The organism is Alicyclobacillus sacchari (genome assembly GCF_004366795.1).
In the GTDB taxonomy this organism is placed as follows: Bacteria; Bacillota; Bacilli; order Alicyclobacillales; family Alicyclobacillaceae; genus Alicyclobacillus; species Alicyclobacillus sacchari.
In genome coordinates, this window is the sequence record NZ_SORF01000001.1 from 336,128 (window position 1) to 356,689 (window position 20,562).

Consider the following 20,562-nt stretch of genomic DNA (forward strand, 5'->3'; position numbering starts at 1 on the left):
CACGGCAAAGGCCACCCGATTCAAGGGTGGCCTTTTTGTCGTACGAGATGCTAAAACTTGCCGTCAACGTTCAAACTGGCGATTGATTTCATCTTCGACAAACTGGTTCAAGATGCGCAAATGCGTGCCCTTCATGCCAAGTGAGCGGCTCTCAATCGTCCCTGCGCTTTCCAACTTGCGAATGCTGTTGACGATGACGGATCTCGTCACACCATGCTCATCGGCAATCTGACTGCTGACCACAATGCCGTCCGGAGAGTTGCGAACAGCGTCAAGTAAATACTTGGCAGCCTGAAGTTCCGAAAAACTGAGCGATTCGACGGCCAAGTGCGCCAACGCCCGCTGTCTCCCTTCTTCTTCCTTTTGCTGTTGACGCGAGTGGACAATTTCAAGCGCGACGATGGTCGCACTGTACTCAGCCAAGATGACGTCATTCTCGTCAAACGGTTGTTCTGATCGCGCAAATACGAGCGTCCCCTGGCGCTCACGCGCACCAATGACCGGCGTGATGGCAATGTACTTGCTGCGGAACGATTCATTCTCTTCCGGCGAAAAAACGTAAAATGGCTGTTTCTGTTCATCGGACAGATTGGCAACAGACTGTTCGATGCGCAAGAGATGCTTGTTAAAATCGCCCGGGAAGCGCTGATCTTTGGTCATAATGTTCAGCCATTCTTCCGTCAGTGCGTGTTCCGCGACACCGTAACCGAGGATCTTCCCTTTGCGCCCGACAATATACACGTTACTGTGCATGACTTTACTTAAAAATTCTGCGACTTCGTGAAATTCCACCTGCTCGTGGGATCGATGGAGCAGTTGCCCGAGTTCCTGAACTTGTTCTAACAGCTTCACAGCTATCGTCACCTTTTTCCTTCGTAAAAATCGATCTGTCTCTGCTCAATCACCAAGTGCCATGGCAATCGGTGAATTGTTTCTGTTGTTTAAATTATCCGCATAACACAGACAATTCATCCGCACCATATGAGATTACAAAGAACGTTGGAGAATGTCAAATGAACAAACTGCGACATTGTGCATTCCAAAGCGGAACGCCCTGCCGCAGTCCTATGGTGAACGGATTCAGACCCCGTTATAGCTTTGGCCTCTCTACACTTCAAGTCTCTGTCGGGTTTTCCGCAAGTCGGTCAAGGATCAGTCGATAACCATCGGCTCCGTAGTGCAAGCAACGCTTTACGCGGCTGATGGTCGCCGTACTTGCCCCAGTCTCCACTTCGATGGCATGATACGTCGAACCATTGCGCAACATACGCGCGACAGCCAAGCGCTGTGCTAACGACTGTATTTCCCCGACTGTACACAAATCCTCAAAAAACTGAAAGCATTCCTGTTCGTTTTGCAAGGCCAGAATGGCCTGAAACAATTGGCGAACGTCGTGCGTATCCAGCCTCTCGAGCGCCATTGCCATTCATCCTTTACTACTTTGACGTACGAAAGTAGTGTACCAGACAACCGCTCAAGATGCCATGTTACACTCAGCGATGCAAGGAGCGAATGACTTGCTGCATATGCGCAAGTTCGTCGAGACGCGCCTTTCGTTCTTCCTCCCCACCGGGAAACGCGTCCAGAATTTGCTCCTGCAGATGATGCTTGCGATGCTCAAGTGCTCGTTCCACATGCCGTATTGCGTCCTGGTATCCACGCTGTGCATCCGTCTCCACGTGATCGCCTCCCATGCCACAGCCGCATCTGTTCATCGCACTACCTTACACCCAGTACCGCGGCACCTGCAACTTCAATTCGCAAGCGCGATCTCGCCAATATGCAGCGGCAGCGTGCCGCCCGCACGACACAGCCAAATCTGCTTCCACCATCGCGAGCACCACAAGCAACCGAGTATCTCCGCGCCCCAACATGCTCTTTGGCAGGTAATCCCGCTGTGCAACGACATGGCTACGCAATTCCGCCAAGCCACTTACAGCGGGCGGCTCTGTGAACGTAAGACCGACGTCCGGTGAAGCGGTGAAAAGCCACGTCCGATAACACAGGATGTCGATGAAAAGGGCATCGTCGGTCAATTGTGCCAGCAAACCGCCCACACCATGTGTATCCTGGTGCACAAATGCTCGCCAAAGTGCGACTTTCTGTTGCAGCCGCTCCCTGTGAAGCGCACACAACTTCGTAAGCCCTAGAGCGTCCTGCCATCCAACCCGCGTACAGATTTGTTCAACCTCGGCGTCATCGGGTATCCATACCCCTTGCTCGAACAACGAATACACAGTTTGTGAACAGATGCCTGTGCAGACTTGCATTTGCGTCAGTCCCTGAGCGCGCCGTGCCTCTGTAATGACCTCCCACGGCTGTTTCACCATGGTCGTTCCGGCGCATCGCCCCATAATTCGCTCAACTGAACTCCGAGCGCTTCGGCGATCTGCCCCAGTTTCACAACATTGCTCCCGCGAACCCCCGACTCGATGGCGTAAATGTAACTGACACTCACGCCCGCTTTCTCCGCCAATTCGCGGACTGACATGCCGCGCAATTTGCGATAATATCTTAACCGCTGAGCAAGTTCACCCAACCGAACCACTCCATGACAGTTCTACGATTGAGAAAATCATATCAAACCAAACCCAATTTCGGTAGGTTGATTTTTTCAATTGTAGAACACCAACACAATGCATCTGGCTCGGCGGAAGGGACAACGATGCCAAATCGATGGGACAACCCTCGCACGCTATTCCAGTTGGACGACTGGAAATCACTGTGGCGCCTCTATCGCACATATTCGAAAGAAGCCGGCTGGCCTGTCGAGCTGCGAAAGCAAGAGGCATTTGCACAAATGATAGAAATCTGGTCGGCGGCGGCATGGCTTGGCGACGGCCAGGTCGAAGTCGCGATCCGGCAACCAGGCGCACATCCCATGGGCTATGCGGCACTCACAACGGCATTTTCCGAACATCCGGAACTCGGGCATGCCATGGAAATTGGCACGTATCTAGCACCATCCGCCCGCGGCACTGGTCTCAATCAAACCCTTAAGCAGCACGCCTGGAACGCGGCCAAACATGGGTTTCGTGCCGATTGGCTGATCGCGGCCATTCCAGTCGCCAATCAACGAGCTGCCCGCGCATACGCAAAACTCCCGTTTCCGCACCTTGTGTACACAGGCGAGAAGACGAGTCCCTGGTACCAGTATTGGCGCCGCCGACAGTTTGCCGCAGGCACCCCGATTGCACTGTATATCACACCATTGCACGATTGATTATACATTTGTGGATTGATTCTCAGATGCATTCATTCTACATTTGTAGACAGAACATCTGGAAGGGAGCTGCGCCATGCAATTAGGACGGCGTTTGCGCCAACTGCGGGAAGAGCGCGGACTCACGTTGGCTGAAGTCGCCGACGCAGCCGGTATCTCCATCAGCCACTTGAGCGCTATTGAAAACGGAACCCGTCCCAATCCGTCGTTTCTGGTCGTCGCCAAACTGGCGCGGACCTACGGGGTGCCCATCGATTCATTTCTCGATTCGGATGCCTTACCCAATGCTCAAGCAACTGCAGATGCTGACGTCAGCCTCGATATGTCCGCCTCTTATGCGGAAATGGCAAAGCGCCTCGCGGAAGCGGACGCCTTGGACAATCCCGCCGTACTACTCGAGGTGCTCGCAGCCTATCTGCGCGAACGGGAACAACAATACCAATCGGATCCTGATACAGATGCGGACGGGGCGGAATCGGACAGGAACGCTCAACGCCCGGACCGATAGCCCTTAGGGCTCGCTATGGTCAACCGCATGCGCCGGCCCAATCTCTTCCACCCGCCGAGAATGGAACGGCGGACATGCATACTTTGTGCCCGCAGCCCTTCATGGACGAGTACATACGAACCATCTTCGGTAGCTGCCAGATCAATGGCCGCACTGAACAGAAGCGTGTCAAAATAGCGAACGCCCGCGTCGGCTAAGCGAACGATGGTCAATTGTCCTTCTTGTTCGAGTCTCGCCACCAACATCGGTGTAAACCACGCCATGGCTCGCCCGACTCGGCTGTTCTGCAAGGCGAAGGCCACGGCCGGGGCCGTATCGCTCTCAACCTCCGCCTCTGGCACGGGTCGCCCGCCCAAGGTAAACGATCCGAACCAGTACCGATGGTGGTTCACAATCACGTACTTGTGTGCCTGCGGGATCGGCAAGAGCATCGGCGTCACGCGTATTCTGCATGTATCTGCTGCCGTTTGCCCGACGAGGCGAGGCAGTTCCAGGCGCAGTCGACGGAGCAAATACTGGTGCAAAAGAACGCGCCACAATGTATAGAAGAGCGCGATCGCGTCCAGTGGAAAAACAAAGCCTGGCAAGGGCAGACCTCGTCGATACAGCACGATACCGATGAGCGCAAGCACGACAAAGATAGGTTCGCCGACGAAAAGACTGTCGCCGCGAAAACGTTTGCCGGTGATCGGCCACAGTGCTTTGGTGCCATACGTCGTCAGCATGTCTGAGGCGATATGTGTAAGAACACCGGCGAACGCAAGGGTGACCAACAGGAGCGTGTGTCCCCCTGCCCAAAAACTTAAAGCACCACCGATGATGAAGCTATAAGCAAACCAAAATGGCAGACTGTGCGACCATTGCCGGTGTTGGTATAAATAGGTTACTGAATCGCCAAAAAGCCGTGCGAGGATGTCGACATCCGGGGCTTCCGCACCAATCACTGCAGCCGCACATGCTGCCGAAGCAACGGCACCGCCTATTGGGTGGCCTGTCGCGGCGATGTATGTGCCATATACACCGAGCCCGAGACAAGCGTGTGTCAAGTTGTCCACAAGCGCTACCCCCGATCCGTTCTGATTCAAAGTATGCTGTAATTGACGCGGATTGTTGCATTCCGTAAGATGGCAAGCAGGAACGTGCGTAGGAGGGCCGTCATGGCAAAGGAAAACAAATCATTTGTAAAAGAAATCACCCCGCAATCCGAGGACTTTTCCCGTTGGTATTTGGACGTGATTCAAAAAGCCGACTGGATGGACTATGCGCCTGTGCGCGGTTGCATCGTCTTCAAGCCAGATGCTTATGAAATATGGGAGCGTTGCCAACAGGAGTTGGATCGGGAATTCAAACGCACTGGCCACCGCAACGCCTACTTCCCACTCTTTATTCCAGAGAGTTTTTTCGAAAAGGAAAAAGAGCACGTAGAAGGCTTCAACCCGGAACTGCCTTGGGTCACCGAAGCGGGCGGCGACATCCTCGAAGAGCGCCTCGCCGTGCGACCGACGTCGGAGACGATGTTCGGACATATGTATGCTCAGTGGATTCAATCGTATCGCGATTTGCCTGTACTCTTGAACCAATGGGCGAACGTGGTACGCTGGGAAAAACGCACCTTGCCGTTTTTGCGGACAAGCGAGTTTCTTTGGCAAGAGGGTCACACGGCCCACGCGACCGAACAAGAAGCGCGCGCAGAAACCATGCAAATGCTCGAGATTTACGCCAATTTCGTCGAGTCATATTTAGCCATTCCAGTGATTCGCGGCCAAAAAACGCCGAGCGAAAAATTTGCTGGAGCCGTTGACACATATTCGCTCGAATCTCTCATGAAGGATGGCAAAGCCCTGCAGACGGCGACATCGCACTATCTTGGGCAAAACTTCGCAAAAGGATTCGAAATTCAGTACTTGGACAAGGACAATCAGCGCAAATATGTGTACACGACGTCATGGGGCATCACAACGCGCTTGCTTGGTGCCATCGTCATGGTGCACGGCGACGACAGAGGTTTAATCATTCCACCGAAAGTCGCACCAACCCAAGTCGTCGTGATTCCTATCGGGCCAGCCAAAGCGCGAGAAATGGTCGTTCCAGCTGCCGAGCAAGTGGTCACATCGCTGCAAAGTGCAAGTGTTCGCGTAAAGATGGACGCCCGCGACGACGTTAGCCCAGGCTGGAAGTTCAACGAATACGAGATGCGCGGCATTCCCATCCGCATCGAAATCGGACCGCGCGACTTGGAAAGTGGCCACGCCGTTCTCGTTCGTCGCGACACGGGCGAGAAGCTGTCCGTACCATTGGCGCAAGTGACTGAGACGGTGACGCAACTATTGGCGACCATTCAATCCGACATGTTCAAAGCGGCAAAAGAACGGATGCAGGAGCACTCGTATGTCGCTGACGATCTCGCTGCCCTAGTCAACTACATCCAAAACGAGCGCGGCCTGGTTCTCGCCGGTTGGTGTGGTGCCGAAGCTTGCGAACGCGCCGTAAAGGATGCGTGCTCGGCTACGAGTCGAAACATCCCATTTGATCCACCGGCGCGACCAGAGCGCTGCGTCACGTGCGGCAAGCCAGCAACATATGCGGTTTGGTTTGCCAAAGCGTATTGAATACCGTTGCAATATCACACACAAACAGCCATCTCGCACGCGTGCGAAATGGCTGTTTGTGTTTCCATAACAACTTAATGCTGTTTGCGCTGGTGCGCCGCTTCGTCCTTGATTTCTTCGCGAAAGCCCGAAATGGCCTGGCGGCGCCTTTCATTTTTTTGTTCGAGCGCCGCTACGTCCTTCGGGTTCATATCGTCCGCATGCGCAGCCAAAAATGTCCCTGCTTCTCGGATATTTTCCATCGTGTGGTTTAATGCTTGTTGCAAATGCTCGACGTTGTCCGCGCGGTTGTCCGGCTTTGCCATCGCGTTCATCCCTCCATCCAGGTGATGTTCACCCGCTAGGATGTTACGCGCTCACGAGTTCTATGAGATCGATTTATTGGCGATTCATTCGCTCAGCGCCGCCGTTTATCGCTGCCGTTCCCGCGGTCAGGCTTCCCGTCCTGTTTCGCAAACGCCGCCATTGCCGCCAACAACAGACAGACAAAGCCCACGACATAACCGACAATGGAAATGCCCGAATCAATGTGGTTGACCACAACACTAAAGATGACAATCACAGCGCCCAAGCCGCCTAAAGCATAGAGCCAGCGCCGCGCTTTCTGGATATTCGGCTCGCGTTCCACGCTGCCGCCTCCTCCGTACCGATGCTTCCCTAGTGACTTTCCGCCAGCCAACGATACGCGATGTACTCACCATTGTCAAAGCGCACCGCCAGCCGTTCTGCGTGCATCCACTCGACGTCGTAGCCACTGTTCGTCTGACGCATCCGCGCCATTACTTCCGCGCGCGGACGTATCTCCCACGCCAGCGTCAAACCGTTCCCACCGATATCGCGTACACGAAACTGCCACCATGCATTCTCATGCCAAAACCAAGCGATCCGCCAGCGGTCCGCGCGCCAGTAATACGAACTGGCCAGCATTGTATCTGGATGGGCAAGCAACAGTTGGTGCATGCGCGATCGGGCCTTTGCCGGATCGCGCAAAATCAGATCCAGCCAGTCATGTCTGTGGGCTGCAGACAGATGGGGCTTAAACGCGTCAAATACGTGGAACAACGCGTTTCTCACACCATGGAGTACAATCGGTTCGTCCGCCTCGACGCGCAACAACTCGACGAGCCATTGCCGCAACTTGTCCTCCCCATTTGCTGCGTGTTCCAGATTCTGTGCAAAATGTTCTGGCCAAACATGCGAACGCTCGTACAACGGCAAGCGCACGTCGTGATACAACATCTCACACGCCTTGCGAAGCATTGCAATGCGTTCTTCGTCGTGCATGCCATCGCCTCCGTCCCGCACCGGGGCTCACCTCTGCGGCAGGACGACGTCGCGCCCACCGCTTTGCGTCGCCAACGCCAATGGCGCATCCTGTAGGGCAACGCTTCGCCCGAGCAGGGCCGCCGGGTCGATCCGCTCGTCTGCCGCAAGGTTGACGACCGCCGTGACGTCGGCCAATTGCGAACCGTAACTGCCGATACAATGAACGCCACGGCGCACCAGCCTCGCCATCGGCAGGGCCACGTCGCCCGCGGGCATCCCTACGATCACGACGGTACCGCCCGGGCGCAGCGCATCGAGAGCGAAGGCGAGCGATTGCCCATCGCCAATCGTGTCGAGCACGAGATCGACCCCACCCGCACCAGCAAAACGCCGGATGGTACGGGCGGCACCACGCGCGTCTGCAAGCAGAGCGGCGACATCTGCACCTGCGGCATGCGCCGCCGCGAGCCCGGCCTCGCGCCGGCTTGCACTCGCGACGCGGTCAACCTGACTGGCCTTGAGCAACTGAATGGCAGCCAGGCCCAATCCTCCCGTACCGATGACCAGGGCCGTCGATGCCACGTCCGCTCCTGCCGCCACGAGGGCTCGCTGTGGAGTCGCGTAGGCATCGACCAGGATGGCTGCTGCTGCCGGATCGAGATCGACTGGGCGACGGACGAGTTGGTCGTGTGGTACAGCCACATACTCCGCAAACCCACCCTGGCGCGTGAAGCCAATGCACCCCTGTTGTGCACAAAGGTTCGACTCCCCCCTGCGGCACACCGCACACGTTCCACACGGGCGAAACGGGTGTACGATTACCGGATCGCCCACGTTCCAGCCGGCTGCGTCGTCGCCGACAGATACGATGGTACCGGCAATTTCATGCCCCAAAACGAGAGGAAACTGCGTGCCAAACGGCGGCGTCTCACCGCGTACAATTTGCCGGTCGCTGCCACACACACCACAGGCATCGACCTGCAACAACACCTCATCTGCCGCCGGCACTGGTACAGGTAGTTCGACCACGCCTATGCCGCGATCCGGCGCGAATTGCAACGCCCGCATCTCATTCCGCCCGCTTTGCTTCGCGCTCACGACGGCGTGCGTTGGTCAAAAGCGCCTCGGCAATGGTCATCTTCTGCATTTCGATGGTACCTTCCTCAAACCAGAGCGACCGCGCATCGCGGTACAGCCGCTCCACCGGGCTGGTCACCGCGTAGCCGATCCCTCCAAATAAGCTCAGTGCGCCGTCCGTGACATCGCCGACCATGCGAATCGCATTCGCTTTCGCAATCGAGGCTTCCAGCGCAATGTCCTGGCCGAGATCGTACTTATAAGCGACGTCAAGACACAACAGGCGCGCCGCCTGGACGGCAATCTGCATTTCAGCCAAACGCATCTGCACGGCCTGCCGGCTTGCCAGTGCCTTGCCGAACGTCGTCCGCTGCCGCACGAAATCGAGTGTCCTGTCCAGCGATTCCTGTGCCAAGCCGACTGCACTTTGCGCAATGCATCCCCGGCTCTGATCGAGAAAACCGCGCACCGCCACGCCAAACCCTTCGCCAATCTCGCCAAGAATCTCGTCTTCGCCGACCTCGCAGTTGTCGAACTCGATCACGGCGTGCGAGCAGCCTTTGTCGCCCATCATGTGCGGCATCGGGATTAACTTCATGCCTTTGCGGCCCTGCGGTACAAGGAATGCGGTCAATCCGCCACGGCCGGCCCCGCCTTCCATCTTGGCGATCACGGCGAGAACAGCGGCTTCCTCCGCAAACGTGATGAGATGTTTACGCCCGTTGAGAATGAATTTGCCATTCTCGTAGGTCGCTGTGGTCCGCAGATCGATCCCGGTGCCATTGTCCGGTTCCGTCAGCGCGAAGGCGACAAGCGCACCTTCGTCGACCAACTTCTTCAGCCAGTACTCCTGTTGTTCGCGCGTGCCTTGACCGACGGTTCGCCAGATGCTGTTATACGCGTGGAACACCATGCGAATCGAACCGTGGCAGTGGGCAATTTCTTCGAGAATCGGAAAGTACAGGCCAAGTGGCAGACCTTCACCGCCAACCCAAGTCGGCTGTGTCAACTTGTGAAAGCCTAATTCGCGCACCCGCGCCCACAGCGCAGCGGGGATCTTTTCGTCGCGTTCGATCTGCGCGCCCCATTCTGCCGCCTCCTCCTGGCGGAACTGAATGACGCGGTTGCGAATCTCGTTTGCCCTCTGCACCAGCGCTTCGTCATAGTGCGGCAACTGTGGGCGAATCGCGTCGGGCATGGAAGGGTTAAGAATGCTCATGACAAGTCCTCCTAGCGGCCGTTTGCCTGACCTTCCGCTTCAAGGCGGAAACGCTCACGCAAATCTTTCTTTTTGATTTTTCCAGAGTGTGTCTGCGGAAACTCCGTCATCAATTCGAGCCGATCCGGAAATTGGAACTTCGCAAGTCCTTGCTCAGCGAGAAATTCCCGTAGTTCTTTCAATGACAACGCCGCGTGCCCTTCGCGCAAGATCACGCAGGCAACTGTGTGCTGGCCCAGCGTTGCGTCTGGAGCCCCGACCACGGCGACGTTTTCCACAGACGGATGCTTGGAAATAGCGTCCTCGACAGTCTTCGGGTCGATCTTGGTGCCGCCTCGGTTAATGATGTCGTCCGCACGGGCGATGAACACGTAGCGCCCGTTCTCGTCTTGGCGCAGGACGTCCCCTGAGTGGAACCAGCCATCGGCGTCCCATTGCTTGTGCGCCGCCGTCGGATTTTGGTAATAGCCCGCACTAAAGTTCGGGCCTCGCGACCACATCTCCCCAGGTTCGCCCGGCTTCACGTCATGGCCATCCTCATCGACCAGACGCACCTCTGTACCAGGAATGGCAAAACCGACAGTCGACGACAGAGCCTCAAGCGGATCGTCAGGGCGCGTTGCCGTCGCCAAGAATCCTTCCGACCAGCCAAACATACAGCCGACCTTGATACCACTGTCGGCCTGGAGTTGCACGAGCACAGCGCTCGGCACAGGCGCACCCGCGTAGATGAACAACTTGACACTCGACGTATCGGTCGCTTTCAGGTTGGGCGCATTCGCCACGTGAATGACGTGCGGTGGCGCGCCCACCAGGTAGGTCGGTCGATATTCCTCGATCCACTTCAAGACGCGCGCCGCCGAGAAACGCTCGAGCAACATGATCCGTCCACCCTTGGCGACGGTCATCATCACACCGGCAAGCATGCCTGTCTGATGGCAGATGGGCGCGAGACAGAGCACACCTTCTCCAGGTTCGTACCCAAAATTCTTCGCGTAGGCGCGCGCGGCCCATAGGTAGTTGGCGTGATAGTGGACGACGCCCTTGGGAGAACCTGTCGTACCGGACGTAAACACCATGAGGAAGGCGTCGAGCGCCCCCGGGCGGTTTGCGGCGAGTTCCGTGTCTCCCAACTTCTTGCCGGAATCGCGGAGGCTCGCAAACGTCAGGGCCCCTTCCGGAGCCCGTTGCGGATCGCCCTGCAGGACAATCTCCTTGAGATCCGGCAATTCAGCCTTCAGTGAAACCGCCATATCGTAAAGAGGCTGGCCGCGGAAGTAGTCCGCAATGATCCAGACTTTTGCGCGCGATGTTTGGAGACTCGTCAACAGCGCCTGCCGCCCTAGATCAATTTGAAGGGACACGCCAATGGCACCAATCCGCGCTGCTGCAAATACACCGACCACGTAATCGAGCGCATTTGGCAACTGCAAGGCCACGGTATCGCCCTTGCGGACCCCCATTTCGTACAGAGTTGCCGCAACCGCTTCGATCTCGTTCCAAAGTTGCTCATAGCTCGCTTCCCGTTCTTCATCTCGATGGACAAAGTTCGGATATTGCTTGACGTCGTTGTAGAACACGTCGACAAACGACTCTTCTGTCCAGTAGCCTTTGTCGATATATAATTGAGCGCGCTCACGTGTCAGGGTCCTGCCCTCAAAATCAAACATCCGAGTACCTCCTCATGTACATGGTTGGTGCGACACAATTCATTCGGATGTCAAATCGTGCTGTCGATTCGCGCGATCCGCCCTAGCAGGGGAAAAGGGCAGCCATTGGCCGCCCTTTGTCTTTGTCAGTGTGCTAAGCGCCCGCTGATGTATTGAACGACACCTTCAACCGTCGAAAGTTGACCAAAATCGGCCTCTGGAATCTCGATGTCGAACTCGTCCTCAAAGGCGACCGCGAGTTCCGTCAGATCGAGCGAATCGGCACCAAGATCATCGACAAACAGACTGTCCGGCTTGACTTGGTCCGCGTCCACCTGCAATTGGTTCACCACCACTTTGCGCACGCGTTCTTCGATCTGTTGCTTATTCAATGCCTCTGCCATCTGTCTTCTCCTTTTCTATTGGCTTGATGTTGCTGCCACAAACCTGATACACGGCTTGAAAACCCCGTTGCATCTCTTAAAAGCTCTCAAATCCGCCTGTCAAAAGCGTTAAACCGCCATCGACGCGAATCACCTGACCTGTGATAAATCGGGACAGATCACTCGCCAGAAAGACAGCTGTGTCTGCGACATCTTCAGGAGTCGCCAAGCGGCCTAGCGGCGTATGCGCAATGACGTCCTGTCGATACGCATCATAGTTGTCTCCACCGTAATAGCGGGCCGATTCGGTGTCGACGACACCTGGATTGATGGAATTGACCGTGATTCCCTTGTCGCCCACTTCCGACGCGAGATAACGCGTCATCGCTTCGAGTGCCGCTTTCGCGGACCCAAGCGTCGCGTAGCGCGGCAACGTGTATGTGCTGCCCATGCTCGACATCGTGATGATTCGCCCGCCACCGCGGTTTTCCATCAGCGGTACACAGCGCTGTGCGGCGAAGACGAAACTGTGGATATTCACGCGATACGTGCGATCGATATGGTAGTCTTTCAGACTATCGATGGGCTTGAATGCACTGGCCGCAGCATTTGCGACAAAGATATCAAGGCCTCCGAAGACTCGTTCAATCTCGTCAAACGCAGCGTTCAATTCCTCCTGGCTCTCCATCTCCGCTTTGACGACCAAGGCCTCACGCCCCAGTTCGCGCACAGCAGCCGCCGTCGCCTCCGCCTGTTCCGGCTCGCGCCGATAGTGGATGACGACATCTGCGCCCTCGCGTGCCATCGCGATGGCAACAGCGCGTCCGATGCCGCGACTGCTGCCGGTTACAAACGCCTTTTTCCCTGCCAACAACATTCAGTCATGCCTCCTTGCGACCAACAGAACGCCGCTATGTCCAAGCGCCTCTTTACTCGATTCGATACGCCGCCGCAAACGCCTCGCGAATGGCTCGCGCGGCGTTGATGCCGCGGCTCTCGCGCGCACCGCCGACGACGTGGACACGTGCCTTTGCGGCCAACTCGTCCAGCCAGTCGACGCGCGCTGACTCCTGCCCAGTGCACAACACGACCTGATCCGCGGCCACGACCTTTTCCTGCCCATCGTGATCGATCACGACGGTATCCGGGCGAATGTCGCGCACTGAGGCCCCGGTCAGCACATCGACACCAAGGCGTTGCAGCTCCTGCTTGACAACCCAGCGGGTGCTGCGACCGATGCCGTGTCCATAGCGTTCGCTGCGCGCCAGCACCGTGATGTTGCGAGCGAGCGAAGCAGGCTCCACCAGCCGTTGCGCCCGGAAAAACGACGCCGCCTCAGGCGAGGCATGCCGATGCTCGGCGAGATATGTCGCGACGTCACAACCAATTCCCCCGGCTCCGACAATCACGATGTTTCGTCCAACCTGCACTTGTCCATTCAAGATCTGCGCATACGTCACCACATGCGGCAGGTCTTCGCCAGGAAGGCTAGGTCTTTTCGGCTCGACACCGACAGCGACAATCACATCCTCGAACGAAGCCAGTTCGTCCACCGTGGGCTCTGTCTGCATTGTAACAGTCACAGCAAGCCGTTCAAGCATCTCTTCGTAATAACGGATGGTCTCGTAAAACTCCGCTTTCCCAGGAATGCGGGCAGCCATGCGGAATTGCCCGCCCAATTCGCGATCGCGCTCGTACAGTGTCACCTCGTGCCCGCGCATCGCCGCCGCCACAGCGGCAGCCAAACCGGCCGGACCGCCGCCGACCACAGCAACACGTCGGCGCACGCCCGCCTTGACGAGCGGCCATTCCGACTCTTGTCCAGCGCGCGGATTGACCAAGCAACTCACTGGCTGATACGGCTTGACGAGCGTGTGATCCAAACACGACTGGTTACAGGCGATGCAAACGTTGAGCCCTTGCCGATCCCCTTTAAGTATTTTCCGTGCAAAATCCGGATCGGCCAACCAAGGACGCGCGGGCGCGATGAAGTCGAGATAACCGTCGGCCACCAACTGGTCTGCCAACTCGGGCACGTTCAAACGGTTGGCGCCCAGTATCGGCACCGTCACATGCTGACGGATGCGGCCGGCGACGGCCGCAAAGCCTCCGCGCGGAACGACCTGTTGCACCGTCGGCACGCGCGACTCGTGCCAGCCAATCCCGATGTTCAGCGCATCGACGCCAGTTTTCACCAAAGCCTGCGCGAAGCGAATGGTCTCCTCGTCGGTCGTGCTGTCCGGCATCAGATCAGCGCCCGACATCCGGTAGATCATGGGGTATTCGGCGCCGACGGCCGCACGCACCGCCTTTACCACTTCCAGCGGCATGCGCATGCGGCGCTCAAAATCGCCACCATACTCGTCGTCGCGCACATTGGTGAGCGGCGACAAGAACTGGTTGAGGAGATAGCCTTCCGACCCCATGATTTCCACGGCGTCAAAGCCGAGCCGCTTCGCCGTGATCGCAGCATTGGCGAAGCCCTCAATGGTGCGCGCGATGTCTTCCGCCGTCATCGCGCGCGGCGTCTCGCGCGTCAGCCGCGATGGTATCGCGCTCGGCGCCACCGGCTGCGTGCCGATCTCTTCCGAAAACGCATATCGACCCGCGTGAAACAACTGCAAGGCAATGCGACCTCCGCCAGCATGGACGGCTTCCGGCAACTTCGCGAGCATCTCGATGTGCCCAGGATTCGTGAGCACGTACATCTCGCCGCCGCCCTCCGGCAGCACCACGGCGCCGCCCGTGATGATCAGCGCAGCCATGCCCTCTGCGCGATCGCGATAAAATGTACAAAGCCGATCCATATATTCCGGGTTGCGCTCCAGCCCCATGTGCATGGAACCCATCAAAATGCGATGAGGCAGAGCGAGCGAGCCAATTCGCCCGGGTTGGCTTAAGGCCTGGAACTGGCGCAATACGTTTTGCGGTGCCACATTCAACACCTCTTCACCACTGGCTTGCGAGGCAACATCCTCGCGCATATTCCCAAGCCGTTTTTATAATCTGATATTAGCACCTGGTATTGAATTCGTCGACAAGCGTGCTAGAATGTTTTATAACCAGGTACGAATTTCGGAATGAAAGGGGCGGCGCCACTGTGAGCGCTCCGCTGTTTCTCGACAAATTTGACATGTTCCGGGCGCAGAGCCCGAATCAATTGGCTGTTATCGATCTCGCTGCCTCATCTCCCATTCAGCTGACGTATGCGCAAGTGGATGAACTATCCACTCGCGCTGCCATCGGCCTTTTACAACGCGGCGTCCAACCGGGCGACGCCGTCGCCTACCAGTTGCCAAGCGGCTGGCCGTTTATTGTCATCACCCTCGGCCTCTGGAAACTTGGTGCCGTTCCCTGCCCCCTGCTGCCTTCATTGCGGGAACGGGAAGTGACGTTCATCATGCAGTCGTCCGGGAGCCGTTTGCTGATTGTGCCGGACGAGTTTCGCCGATTCACGTACGCCCAGCTTGTCGATAGAATCCGGCCAGAACTCCCCGCGCTTGAACACGTTATTGTGATCGACCATTTGCAGTACGATCCCGCCGCAACCGACCTCGGCGGCATCGTTTGGCAAGGCGAGATGCCCGACGACATGCTGGCGGATGTGGCACGCCGGCGCGCGACAGCGACGTCCTACTCGCAACTGCTCTACACGTCCGGGACAACCGGCGAGCCCAAGGGCGTCCTGCACACGCATCAGAGCCTGTCAAACGCTTTGCTCGCACACACGACGACATTGGGGCTGACGGCGAACGACCGCATCTGGGTGCCATCCCCGCTTGCTCACCAAACAGGATTTCTCTATGGAATGCTCGTTTCCTTCTACATCGGCGGCACGGGGATTTACCAAGCGGTTTGGGATGTCGACACGGCCCGTGCCGCCATCGAGATCCATGGCGCGACATTCGTGCAGGCCGCCATGCCTTTCTTATCCGACATGACGCGCAGCGAGCAACCGCCGAAGGGACTGCGTCTCTTTATTGCAACGGGCGCAGCTATCCCTCGCCAATTGGCTCAAGAAGCCCGCGAAAAATTGGCCTGCTCCATCGTCGGCGCTTGGGGATCCACGGAAGCCTGCCTGGTCACCGTCGGTCGTCCCAACGATCCGCCAGAAAAACTTTGGGGCACGGACGGCCGTGCCATCGACGGCATGCAGATCCGCGTCGTCGACGACGAAGGTCATGTTTTGCCACCGGGGCGAGAAGGAAACTATCAAATCAAGACGCCAGCGATGTTCGCCACCTACTTGCACCATCATGAGTGGTACGAAGCAGGATTCACGAACGATGGATTTTTTGACACTGGTGATCTCGCCGTGATCGACGAGGACGGTTATTTGAAGATCACCGGCCGCAAAAAGGACGTCGTCAACCGCGGCGGTGAGAAGATCCCGGTGGTCGAGATTGAGGACTTGCTTTATCAGCATCCCGCCATCGCGGACGCCGCGGTCGTGGCAATGCCTGACGAACGGTTGGGCGAACGGGCATGCGCATACGTCGTGCTGCAGCCAGGGCACACCGCCATCGACCTCTCGCACATCACCGACTTTCTAGGTGAGCGCGGCATGGCAAAGATCTATTGGCCGGAGCGCGTGGAGATCATCGACGAGATGCCGCGTACCGCAAGCGGCAAGATTCAAAAGTACGTCCTGCGCAACGATATCGCAAACAAACTGCAGCAGGAACGAGCCCAAGCCTAAAGCGAAGAAGGGGGATGAACGATGCAGACGCGAACATTTGCCGAGTGGATGGCGGACGTCGACGCTTATGTCGCAGGCCCTGCTGCCGCGTGGGCGCAACAGATTGAAACAACGGGCGCTGTGCCACAAGCGGTATGGCAGGAACTGAACGACCGCGGTTACCTGCGCCTCGCGGCCCCGCGCGATTTCGGCGGCTTCGGTTTGACATTTGTTGAATACCTGCGCCTGCTCGAACGATTTGCTGCGATGCATGGTTCGATGCGCGTCATCGTCCACGTCATGAACAGCTTGTGGCGCTCCTTGGCCAGCAAAGCGTCGCTCGGACAAATGGAACGCTTTGTCAAACCGTTTATCGCGGGTCAGCTGCGGGCGACGTTCACCTTAACGGAACCGAATTCAGGATCCGGCGCGGATATCAAGACTACCGCTCGTCGTGAAGGCGATGAATATGTCGTAAATGGCGAAAAATGGATGATTATCTTCAGTGATGTCGCGGATTACTTCCTGCTGTTCTGCCGACTCGAGGGGACGAGCGGCGGTGAAGGCACCTTGGCACTCATGGTACCAAGGGATGCGATGGGACTTCAGATTGAATATATGGCTCCGGCCATGGGCGTCACCGGTACACAGCACGGTCACTTGCGCCTTAGCAATTGTCGCGTGCCTGTCGCCAATCGTTTGGGCGAAGAGGGGGATGGTCTGGAAGTTGCTTTTCGCGGCTTTCTGGATCCCTCGCGCACCGCGATCGGTATGACATGTGTGGGTGCGGCACAGCGCAGCTTGGATCTTGCGACCGAACACGCGCTCACCCGCGTGACATTTGGGCAACCACTCGCCAAACGGCAAGTGATTCAGATGTGGCTTGCCGAGATGGCGACTGACATTGCAGCCGCGCGTCAGCTCGTGTTGCATGCTGCGCGCAAGTTGGACGAGGGACATTCGATTACAGTTGACGCGAGCATGGCGAAGATGTTCGCGACGGAGATGTTGCAGCGGGTCACCGATAAGGCCCTGCAAATCCACGGTGGGCCAGGTTACTTTCAATCCAGCGAGATCGAACGCTTGTATCGCGACGCGCGAATGCAACGGTTTGAGGAAGGAACATCAGAAATTCAGAAGATGGTGATTGCGCGCGACGTGCTGGACAAGGCGAAAGCGGCGCGTGAAAGGAGAAATCGCGGATGATTGTCATGCTGAACCCAAAGCTCAACCAGCAACAGTTGGCGCAATTCTTGGCCGAACTCGGCGTGACCGCCTACCCTGCGGGCGCAAACCGGGTCATGATCCCTGGAAACGACGCCGACCTGGCAAATCGCCTGTCACAGCTGCCCGAAGTCGTGGAAGTCGTCCCCGTTGCGCGCCCGTACCCGCTCGCAAGTCGCGAGTTTCAACAGGAAGACACCGTCATTCAGGTACGCGACATCCTCATTGGCGGCTCGCAACCAGTTGTCATGGCGGGACCGTGCTCTGTCGAGTCGGTGGAGAATATCATCGACATCGCGAAAGCTGTCAAGCGCTTGGGGGGCCACGTCTTGCGCGGCGGAGCGTTCAAACCGCGGTCAAGCCCCTATTCCTTCCAAGGCCACGGCGAAGAAGGACTCAAGATGATGGCCATGGCACGGGACATCACAGGGCTCGCCATCGTCTCGGAAGTCATGGAACCCAATAAGGTCGAGCTCGTGGCAGAGTACGTCGACATTCTCCAAATTGGTGCACGCAACATGCAGAACTATCCTTTGTTGCGAGAAGCGGGTCAGTCGATGAAACCTGTGCTTCTCAAGCGCGGTCTATCCGGAACCATTGAGGAGTGGCTGATGGCCGCAGAGTACATTCTGGCACAAGGCAATCCGAACGTCATTCTCTGTGAGCGCGGTATCCGCACGTTTGAAACGGCGACGCGCAACACGCTCGATTTGAACGCCGTGCCAGTGATCAAAAGCCTGTCGCACTTGCCTGTCATTGTCGATCCGTCGCACGGCGTCGGCAAACGAGCCTTTGTTCGACCGATGGCACGCGCCGGCGTAGCGGCAGGAGCCGACGGCGTGATCGTGGAAATTCACCCGACGCCAGATCAAGCGATGTCTGATGCGGCACAAACGATTGATTATCAGGAGTTTGGGCTGATGGTAGAAGAAGTGAACCTGATCGCTGACGTCTTACATGGCACTCGTAAAAAGGCGTTTGTAGGCGTTTGACAAGATCAGAAGGCTTGAAACTTTACTTCAGGGCACGCTGCGAAATGACGGGCAGCGGCCCTTTTTCCATGTTCGGCACGTCGAGAACGTCGATGGGTGCGTCAACGCCGGATACACATTACCCTCCGTGACCACAATAAGGCCACGGAGGAATGGATATGACCAACTCAGAGACCATTGGCGCACCCCTTCCCCACTACGCTGTCATCTTAACCGTTGTGCCCGGTGACGATCTCGACGGCTACCGCGAGATGTGTCAGCACCTCGTTGCAAAGGCCAAAACACACCCCGGTTTTCTGGGAATCGAAATGGCTGAATCCGACATCGGGATCGTCGTCTCGTACTGGGAGTCCATCGACGCCATCCGCATTTGGAGTGCGGACTCATTTCACCAAGCAGCGAAACATGAAGCGAAGCAACGTTGGTACAAGTCGTTTCGCACGCGCATCTGCAAGGTGGAACTGAATTACTGATGTGACGACGAGAGTGGAGACATGCGGTGTGACACCTTTTTCTCATGCGCAAAACTTCAGGCGGGCTCCATCGCCCGCCCTCACGCCTATCGCTTGAACGACGCAGCGCCGTCGTCGACAAAGTAGGCGTGTCCATTGAGAAAAGACGCCTCGTCGCTGGCGAGAAACGCCACGACTTGCGCGACCTGCTCCGGCGTGCCCATTTGCCGCCGCATATGCGCCTTTTGGATCGTGTTCCACACGCGCTCGTCGGCCCGCCAAGCATCGACCAGCCCCGTGTCGATCATCCCTGGCGCAATGGCCACGACCCTGATGTTGTAGCGCGCAAGCTCTAAAGCAGCCGCCTTCGTCATGCCGACAACCGCCGCCTTGCTCGCGTGATACGGAAACTGGTTCTTATCCGCAATATAGGCGTAAATCGATGCCGTGTTGATGATGACTCCGCCGCGCTCGCGCATCTGTGCCGCTGCCGCCCGGATCCCGTAGTAAACGCCGTGCTGATTGATGGCAATGGTTCGATGATAGGTTTCTATTGGCATGTCGATCACGTTTTGCGATCCGTCCCCAAACACACCGGCGTTGTTAAACATGATATCGACCTGGCCAAAGGTCTCCACGGCAAATTGCACGAGGTCCTCGACGCTCTCGTAAGCGGTCACGTCGACGCGGTGAAACGATGCTTCGCCGCCCGCTTCACGAATCTCAGCGGCCACGCGCTCACCAGCCTCAGCGTCGATATCCGCAACGACGACCCTGGCCCCTTGTTCGGCGAATAGCCGCGCACTCGCGCCGCCGATGCCTCCCGCTCCACCTGTTACAATGGCGACGCGCCCGTCGAATCGATTCACACCGCTTCCCCCTGTTCGTAGCCTGTCAACGCCGCTCGCCAATCATCCGGCACTGGGCTCGGAGTCCCGGCGCCATCGACGTGGACGTAGATGGATTGCGCTTCAAAAATCAGTTCATCCTGCCTCGTGATCGCAAAATCGAGCACGATACTCGTGTTGCCGATGCGATTTGTCCGCACCCAAATCGACAAATCGTCCTCAAACCGCGCCGACTTGTGATACTGCAATGTCGTTTTGGCGAGCACGGTCGTGGGCACCTCGCCGTATAGCTTGAGTTCATGCCGAAAGAACTCTTGAAACGCGAGATCGAGATACATGAGATAGTTTGCGTTGTAGACGATTAACTGGCCATCGACCTCTGGCCAGCGCACGCGAATGTCGTAGTGAAACCGAAAGCCTTCCACCTTAACCTC

Annotated in this window: 24 protein-coding genes; 7 read left to right on the forward strand and 17 right to left on the reverse strand. The window is 57.2% G+C overall.

Annotated features, from left to right (window positions below):
- Window positions 1-63 precede the first annotated feature (63 nt).
- The 5 genes from codY to C7445_RS01595 all read right to left on the reverse strand — a co-directional run bounded on the left by codY (window position 64) and on the right by C7445_RS01595 (window position 2,548).
- Entirely contained in the window at window positions 64-852 is a 789-nt protein-coding gene (codY, locus tag C7445_RS01575) for a GTP-sensing pleiotropic transcriptional regulator CodY (RefSeq protein ID WP_134158273.1), read from the reverse strand.
- A 262-nt stretch (window positions 853-1,114) separates the two neighbouring features.
- Window positions 1,115-1,420: a YerC/YecD family TrpR-related protein gene (locus tag C7445_RS01580; RefSeq protein ID WP_134158274.1), complete on the reverse strand. Its 306-nt coding sequence runs from the start codon at window positions 1,418-1,420 to the stop codon at window positions 1,115-1,117.
- 73 nt (window positions 1,421-1,493) lie between these two features.
- Window positions 1,494-1,679 carry a hypothetical protein gene (locus C7445_RS01585; RefSeq protein WP_243834871.1) on the reverse strand — a complete coding sequence of 62 codons (186 nt, stop codon included), beginning with the start codon at window positions 1,677-1,679 and terminating at the stop codon, window positions 1,494-1,496.
- Window positions 1,680-1,724: 45 nt separating this feature from the next.
- Complete coding sequence (locus tag C7445_RS01590; protein ID WP_134158276.1) at window positions 1,725-2,327, reverse strand: helix-turn-helix domain-containing protein; 603 nt, start codon at window positions 2,325-2,327, stop codon at window positions 1,725-1,727.
- Window positions 2,324-2,548, reverse strand: coding sequence for a helix-turn-helix domain-containing protein (locus tag C7445_RS01595; RefSeq protein WP_006447211.1), 225 nt, complete (start codon window positions 2,546-2,548; stop codon window positions 2,324-2,326). The genes C7445_RS01590 and C7445_RS01595 overlap by 4 nt, the downstream gene beginning before the upstream one ends.
- Window positions 2,549-2,665: 117 nt before the next feature.
- Between C7445_RS01595 and C7445_RS01600 the strand changes: the two genes are divergently transcribed.
- Both C7445_RS01600 and C7445_RS01605 read left to right on the forward strand, forming a co-directional pair.
- Entirely contained in the window at window positions 2,666-3,223 is a 558-nt protein-coding gene (locus tag C7445_RS01600) for a GNAT family N-acetyltransferase (RefSeq protein WP_166668941.1), read from the forward strand.
- Between the two features lie 76 nt (window positions 3,224-3,299).
- Window positions 3,300-3,731, forward strand: coding sequence for a helix-turn-helix domain-containing protein (locus C7445_RS01605; RefSeq protein ID WP_134158278.1), 432 nt, complete (start codon window positions 3,300-3,302; stop codon window positions 3,729-3,731).
- Here the strand turns inward: C7445_RS01605 and C7445_RS01610 are convergent.
- A complete protein-coding gene (locus tag C7445_RS01610) occupies window positions 3,713-4,786 on the reverse strand; it encodes a metal-dependent hydrolase (RefSeq protein ID WP_208320804.1) in 1,074 nt (357 codons plus the stop codon). The genes C7445_RS01605 and C7445_RS01610 overlap by 19 nt on opposite strands.
- A gap of 102 nt (window positions 4,787-4,888) precedes the next feature.
- On the opposite strand from C7445_RS01610, the gene proS reads away from it, so the two are divergent.
- The gene (gene proS / locus C7445_RS01615; protein ID WP_134158280.1) at window positions 4,889-6,340 is read left to right on the forward strand and encodes a proline--tRNA ligase; all 1,452 of its coding nucleotides are present in this window, start codon (window positions 4,889-4,891) and stop codon (window positions 6,338-6,340) included.
- Between the two features lie 74 nt (window positions 6,341-6,414).
- Here proS and tlp read toward each other — a convergent pair whose 3' ends face one another.
- The 9 genes from tlp to C7445_RS01660 all read right to left on the reverse strand — a co-directional run bounded on the left by tlp (window position 6,415) and on the right by C7445_RS01660 (window position 14,870).
- Window positions 6,415-6,645: a small acid-soluble spore protein Tlp gene (tlp, locus tag C7445_RS01620; protein ID WP_134158281.1), complete on the reverse strand. Its 231-nt coding sequence runs from the start codon at window positions 6,643-6,645 to the stop codon at window positions 6,415-6,417.
- Window positions 6,646-6,737: 92 nt separating this feature from the next.
- Window positions 6,738-6,968, reverse strand: coding sequence for a hypothetical protein (locus C7445_RS01625; RefSeq protein WP_134158282.1), 231 nt, complete (start codon window positions 6,966-6,968; stop codon window positions 6,738-6,740).
- Window positions 6,969-6,997: 29 nt separating this feature from the next.
- Complete coding sequence (locus tag C7445_RS01630; protein WP_134158283.1) at window positions 6,998-7,624, reverse strand: hypothetical protein; 627 nt, start codon at window positions 7,622-7,624, stop codon at window positions 6,998-7,000.
- A 27-nt stretch (window positions 7,625-7,651) separates the two neighbouring features.
- Window positions 7,652-8,674 carry an alcohol dehydrogenase catalytic domain-containing protein gene (locus C7445_RS01635; protein WP_134158284.1) on the reverse strand — a complete coding sequence of 341 codons (1,023 nt, stop codon included), beginning with the start codon at window positions 8,672-8,674 and terminating at the stop codon, window positions 7,652-7,654.
- Window position 8,675: 1 nt separating this feature from the next.
- Window positions 8,676-9,902, reverse strand: coding sequence for an acyl-CoA dehydrogenase family protein (locus tag C7445_RS01640; protein WP_134158285.1), 1,227 nt, complete (start codon window positions 9,900-9,902; stop codon window positions 8,676-8,678).
- Between the two features lie 11 nt (window positions 9,903-9,913).
- Complete coding sequence (locus C7445_RS01645; protein WP_134158286.1) at window positions 9,914-11,572, reverse strand: class I adenylate-forming enzyme family protein; 1,659 nt, start codon at window positions 11,570-11,572, stop codon at window positions 9,914-9,916.
- 125 nt (window positions 11,573-11,697) lie between these two features.
- A complete protein-coding gene (acpP, locus tag C7445_RS01650; protein WP_134158287.1) occupies window positions 11,698-11,955 on the reverse strand; it encodes an acyl carrier protein in 258 nt (85 codons plus the stop codon).
- Window positions 11,956-12,031: 76 nt separating this feature from the next.
- A complete protein-coding gene (locus C7445_RS01655; RefSeq protein WP_134158288.1) occupies window positions 12,032-12,811 on the reverse strand; it encodes an SDR family oxidoreductase in 780 nt (259 codons plus the stop codon).
- A 52-nt stretch (window positions 12,812-12,863) separates the two neighbouring features.
- The gene (locus C7445_RS01660) at window positions 12,864-14,870 is read right to left on the reverse strand and encodes an FAD-dependent oxidoreductase (RefSeq protein ID WP_424922977.1); all 2,007 of its coding nucleotides are present in this window, start codon (window positions 14,868-14,870) and stop codon (window positions 12,864-12,866) included.
- Window positions 14,871-15,034: 164 nt separating this feature from the next.
- Between C7445_RS01660 and C7445_RS01665 the strand changes: the two genes are divergently transcribed.
- The 4 genes from C7445_RS01665 to C7445_RS01680 all read left to right on the forward strand — a co-directional run bounded on the left by C7445_RS01665 (window position 15,035) and on the right by C7445_RS01680 (window position 19,301).
- Window positions 15,035-16,633 (forward strand): AMP-binding protein, encoded by a 1,599-nt coding sequence (locus C7445_RS01665; protein ID WP_134158289.1) that lies wholly within the window; start codon window positions 15,035-15,037, stop codon window positions 16,631-16,633.
- A gap of 21 nt (window positions 16,634-16,654) precedes the next feature.
- Window positions 16,655-17,818 (forward strand): acyl-CoA dehydrogenase family protein, encoded by a 1,164-nt coding sequence (locus C7445_RS01670; protein ID WP_134158290.1) that lies wholly within the window; start codon window positions 16,655-16,657, stop codon window positions 17,816-17,818.
- Window positions 17,815-18,828 carry a 3-deoxy-7-phosphoheptulonate synthase gene (gene aroF, locus C7445_RS01675; RefSeq protein ID WP_134158291.1) on the forward strand — a complete coding sequence of 338 codons (1,014 nt, stop codon included), beginning with the start codon at window positions 17,815-17,817 and terminating at the stop codon, window positions 18,826-18,828. The genes C7445_RS01670 and aroF overlap by 4 nt, the downstream gene beginning before the upstream one ends.
- Before the next feature lie 158 nt (window positions 18,829-18,986).
- Window positions 18,987-19,301: an antibiotic biosynthesis monooxygenase family protein gene (locus C7445_RS01680; protein WP_166668942.1), complete on the forward strand. Its 315-nt coding sequence runs from the start codon at window positions 18,987-18,989 to the stop codon at window positions 19,299-19,301.
- Window positions 19,302-19,387: 86 nt separating this feature from the next.
- Here the strand turns inward: C7445_RS01680 and C7445_RS01685 are convergent, their stop codons facing one another.
- Both C7445_RS01685 and C7445_RS01690 read right to left on the reverse strand, forming a co-directional pair.
- On the reverse strand, window positions 19,388-20,149 hold the full coding sequence (locus C7445_RS01685) for an SDR family NAD(P)-dependent oxidoreductase (RefSeq protein ID WP_134158293.1): 762 nt from the start codon (window positions 20,147-20,149) through the stop codon (window positions 19,388-19,390).
- The gene (locus C7445_RS01690) at window positions 20,146-20,553 is read right to left on the reverse strand and encodes an acyl-CoA thioesterase (RefSeq protein WP_134158294.1); all 408 of its coding nucleotides are present in this window, start codon (window positions 20,551-20,553) and stop codon (window positions 20,146-20,148) included. The genes C7445_RS01685 and C7445_RS01690 overlap by 4 nt, the downstream gene beginning before the upstream one ends.
- Window positions 20,554-20,562 lie beyond the last annotated feature (9 nt).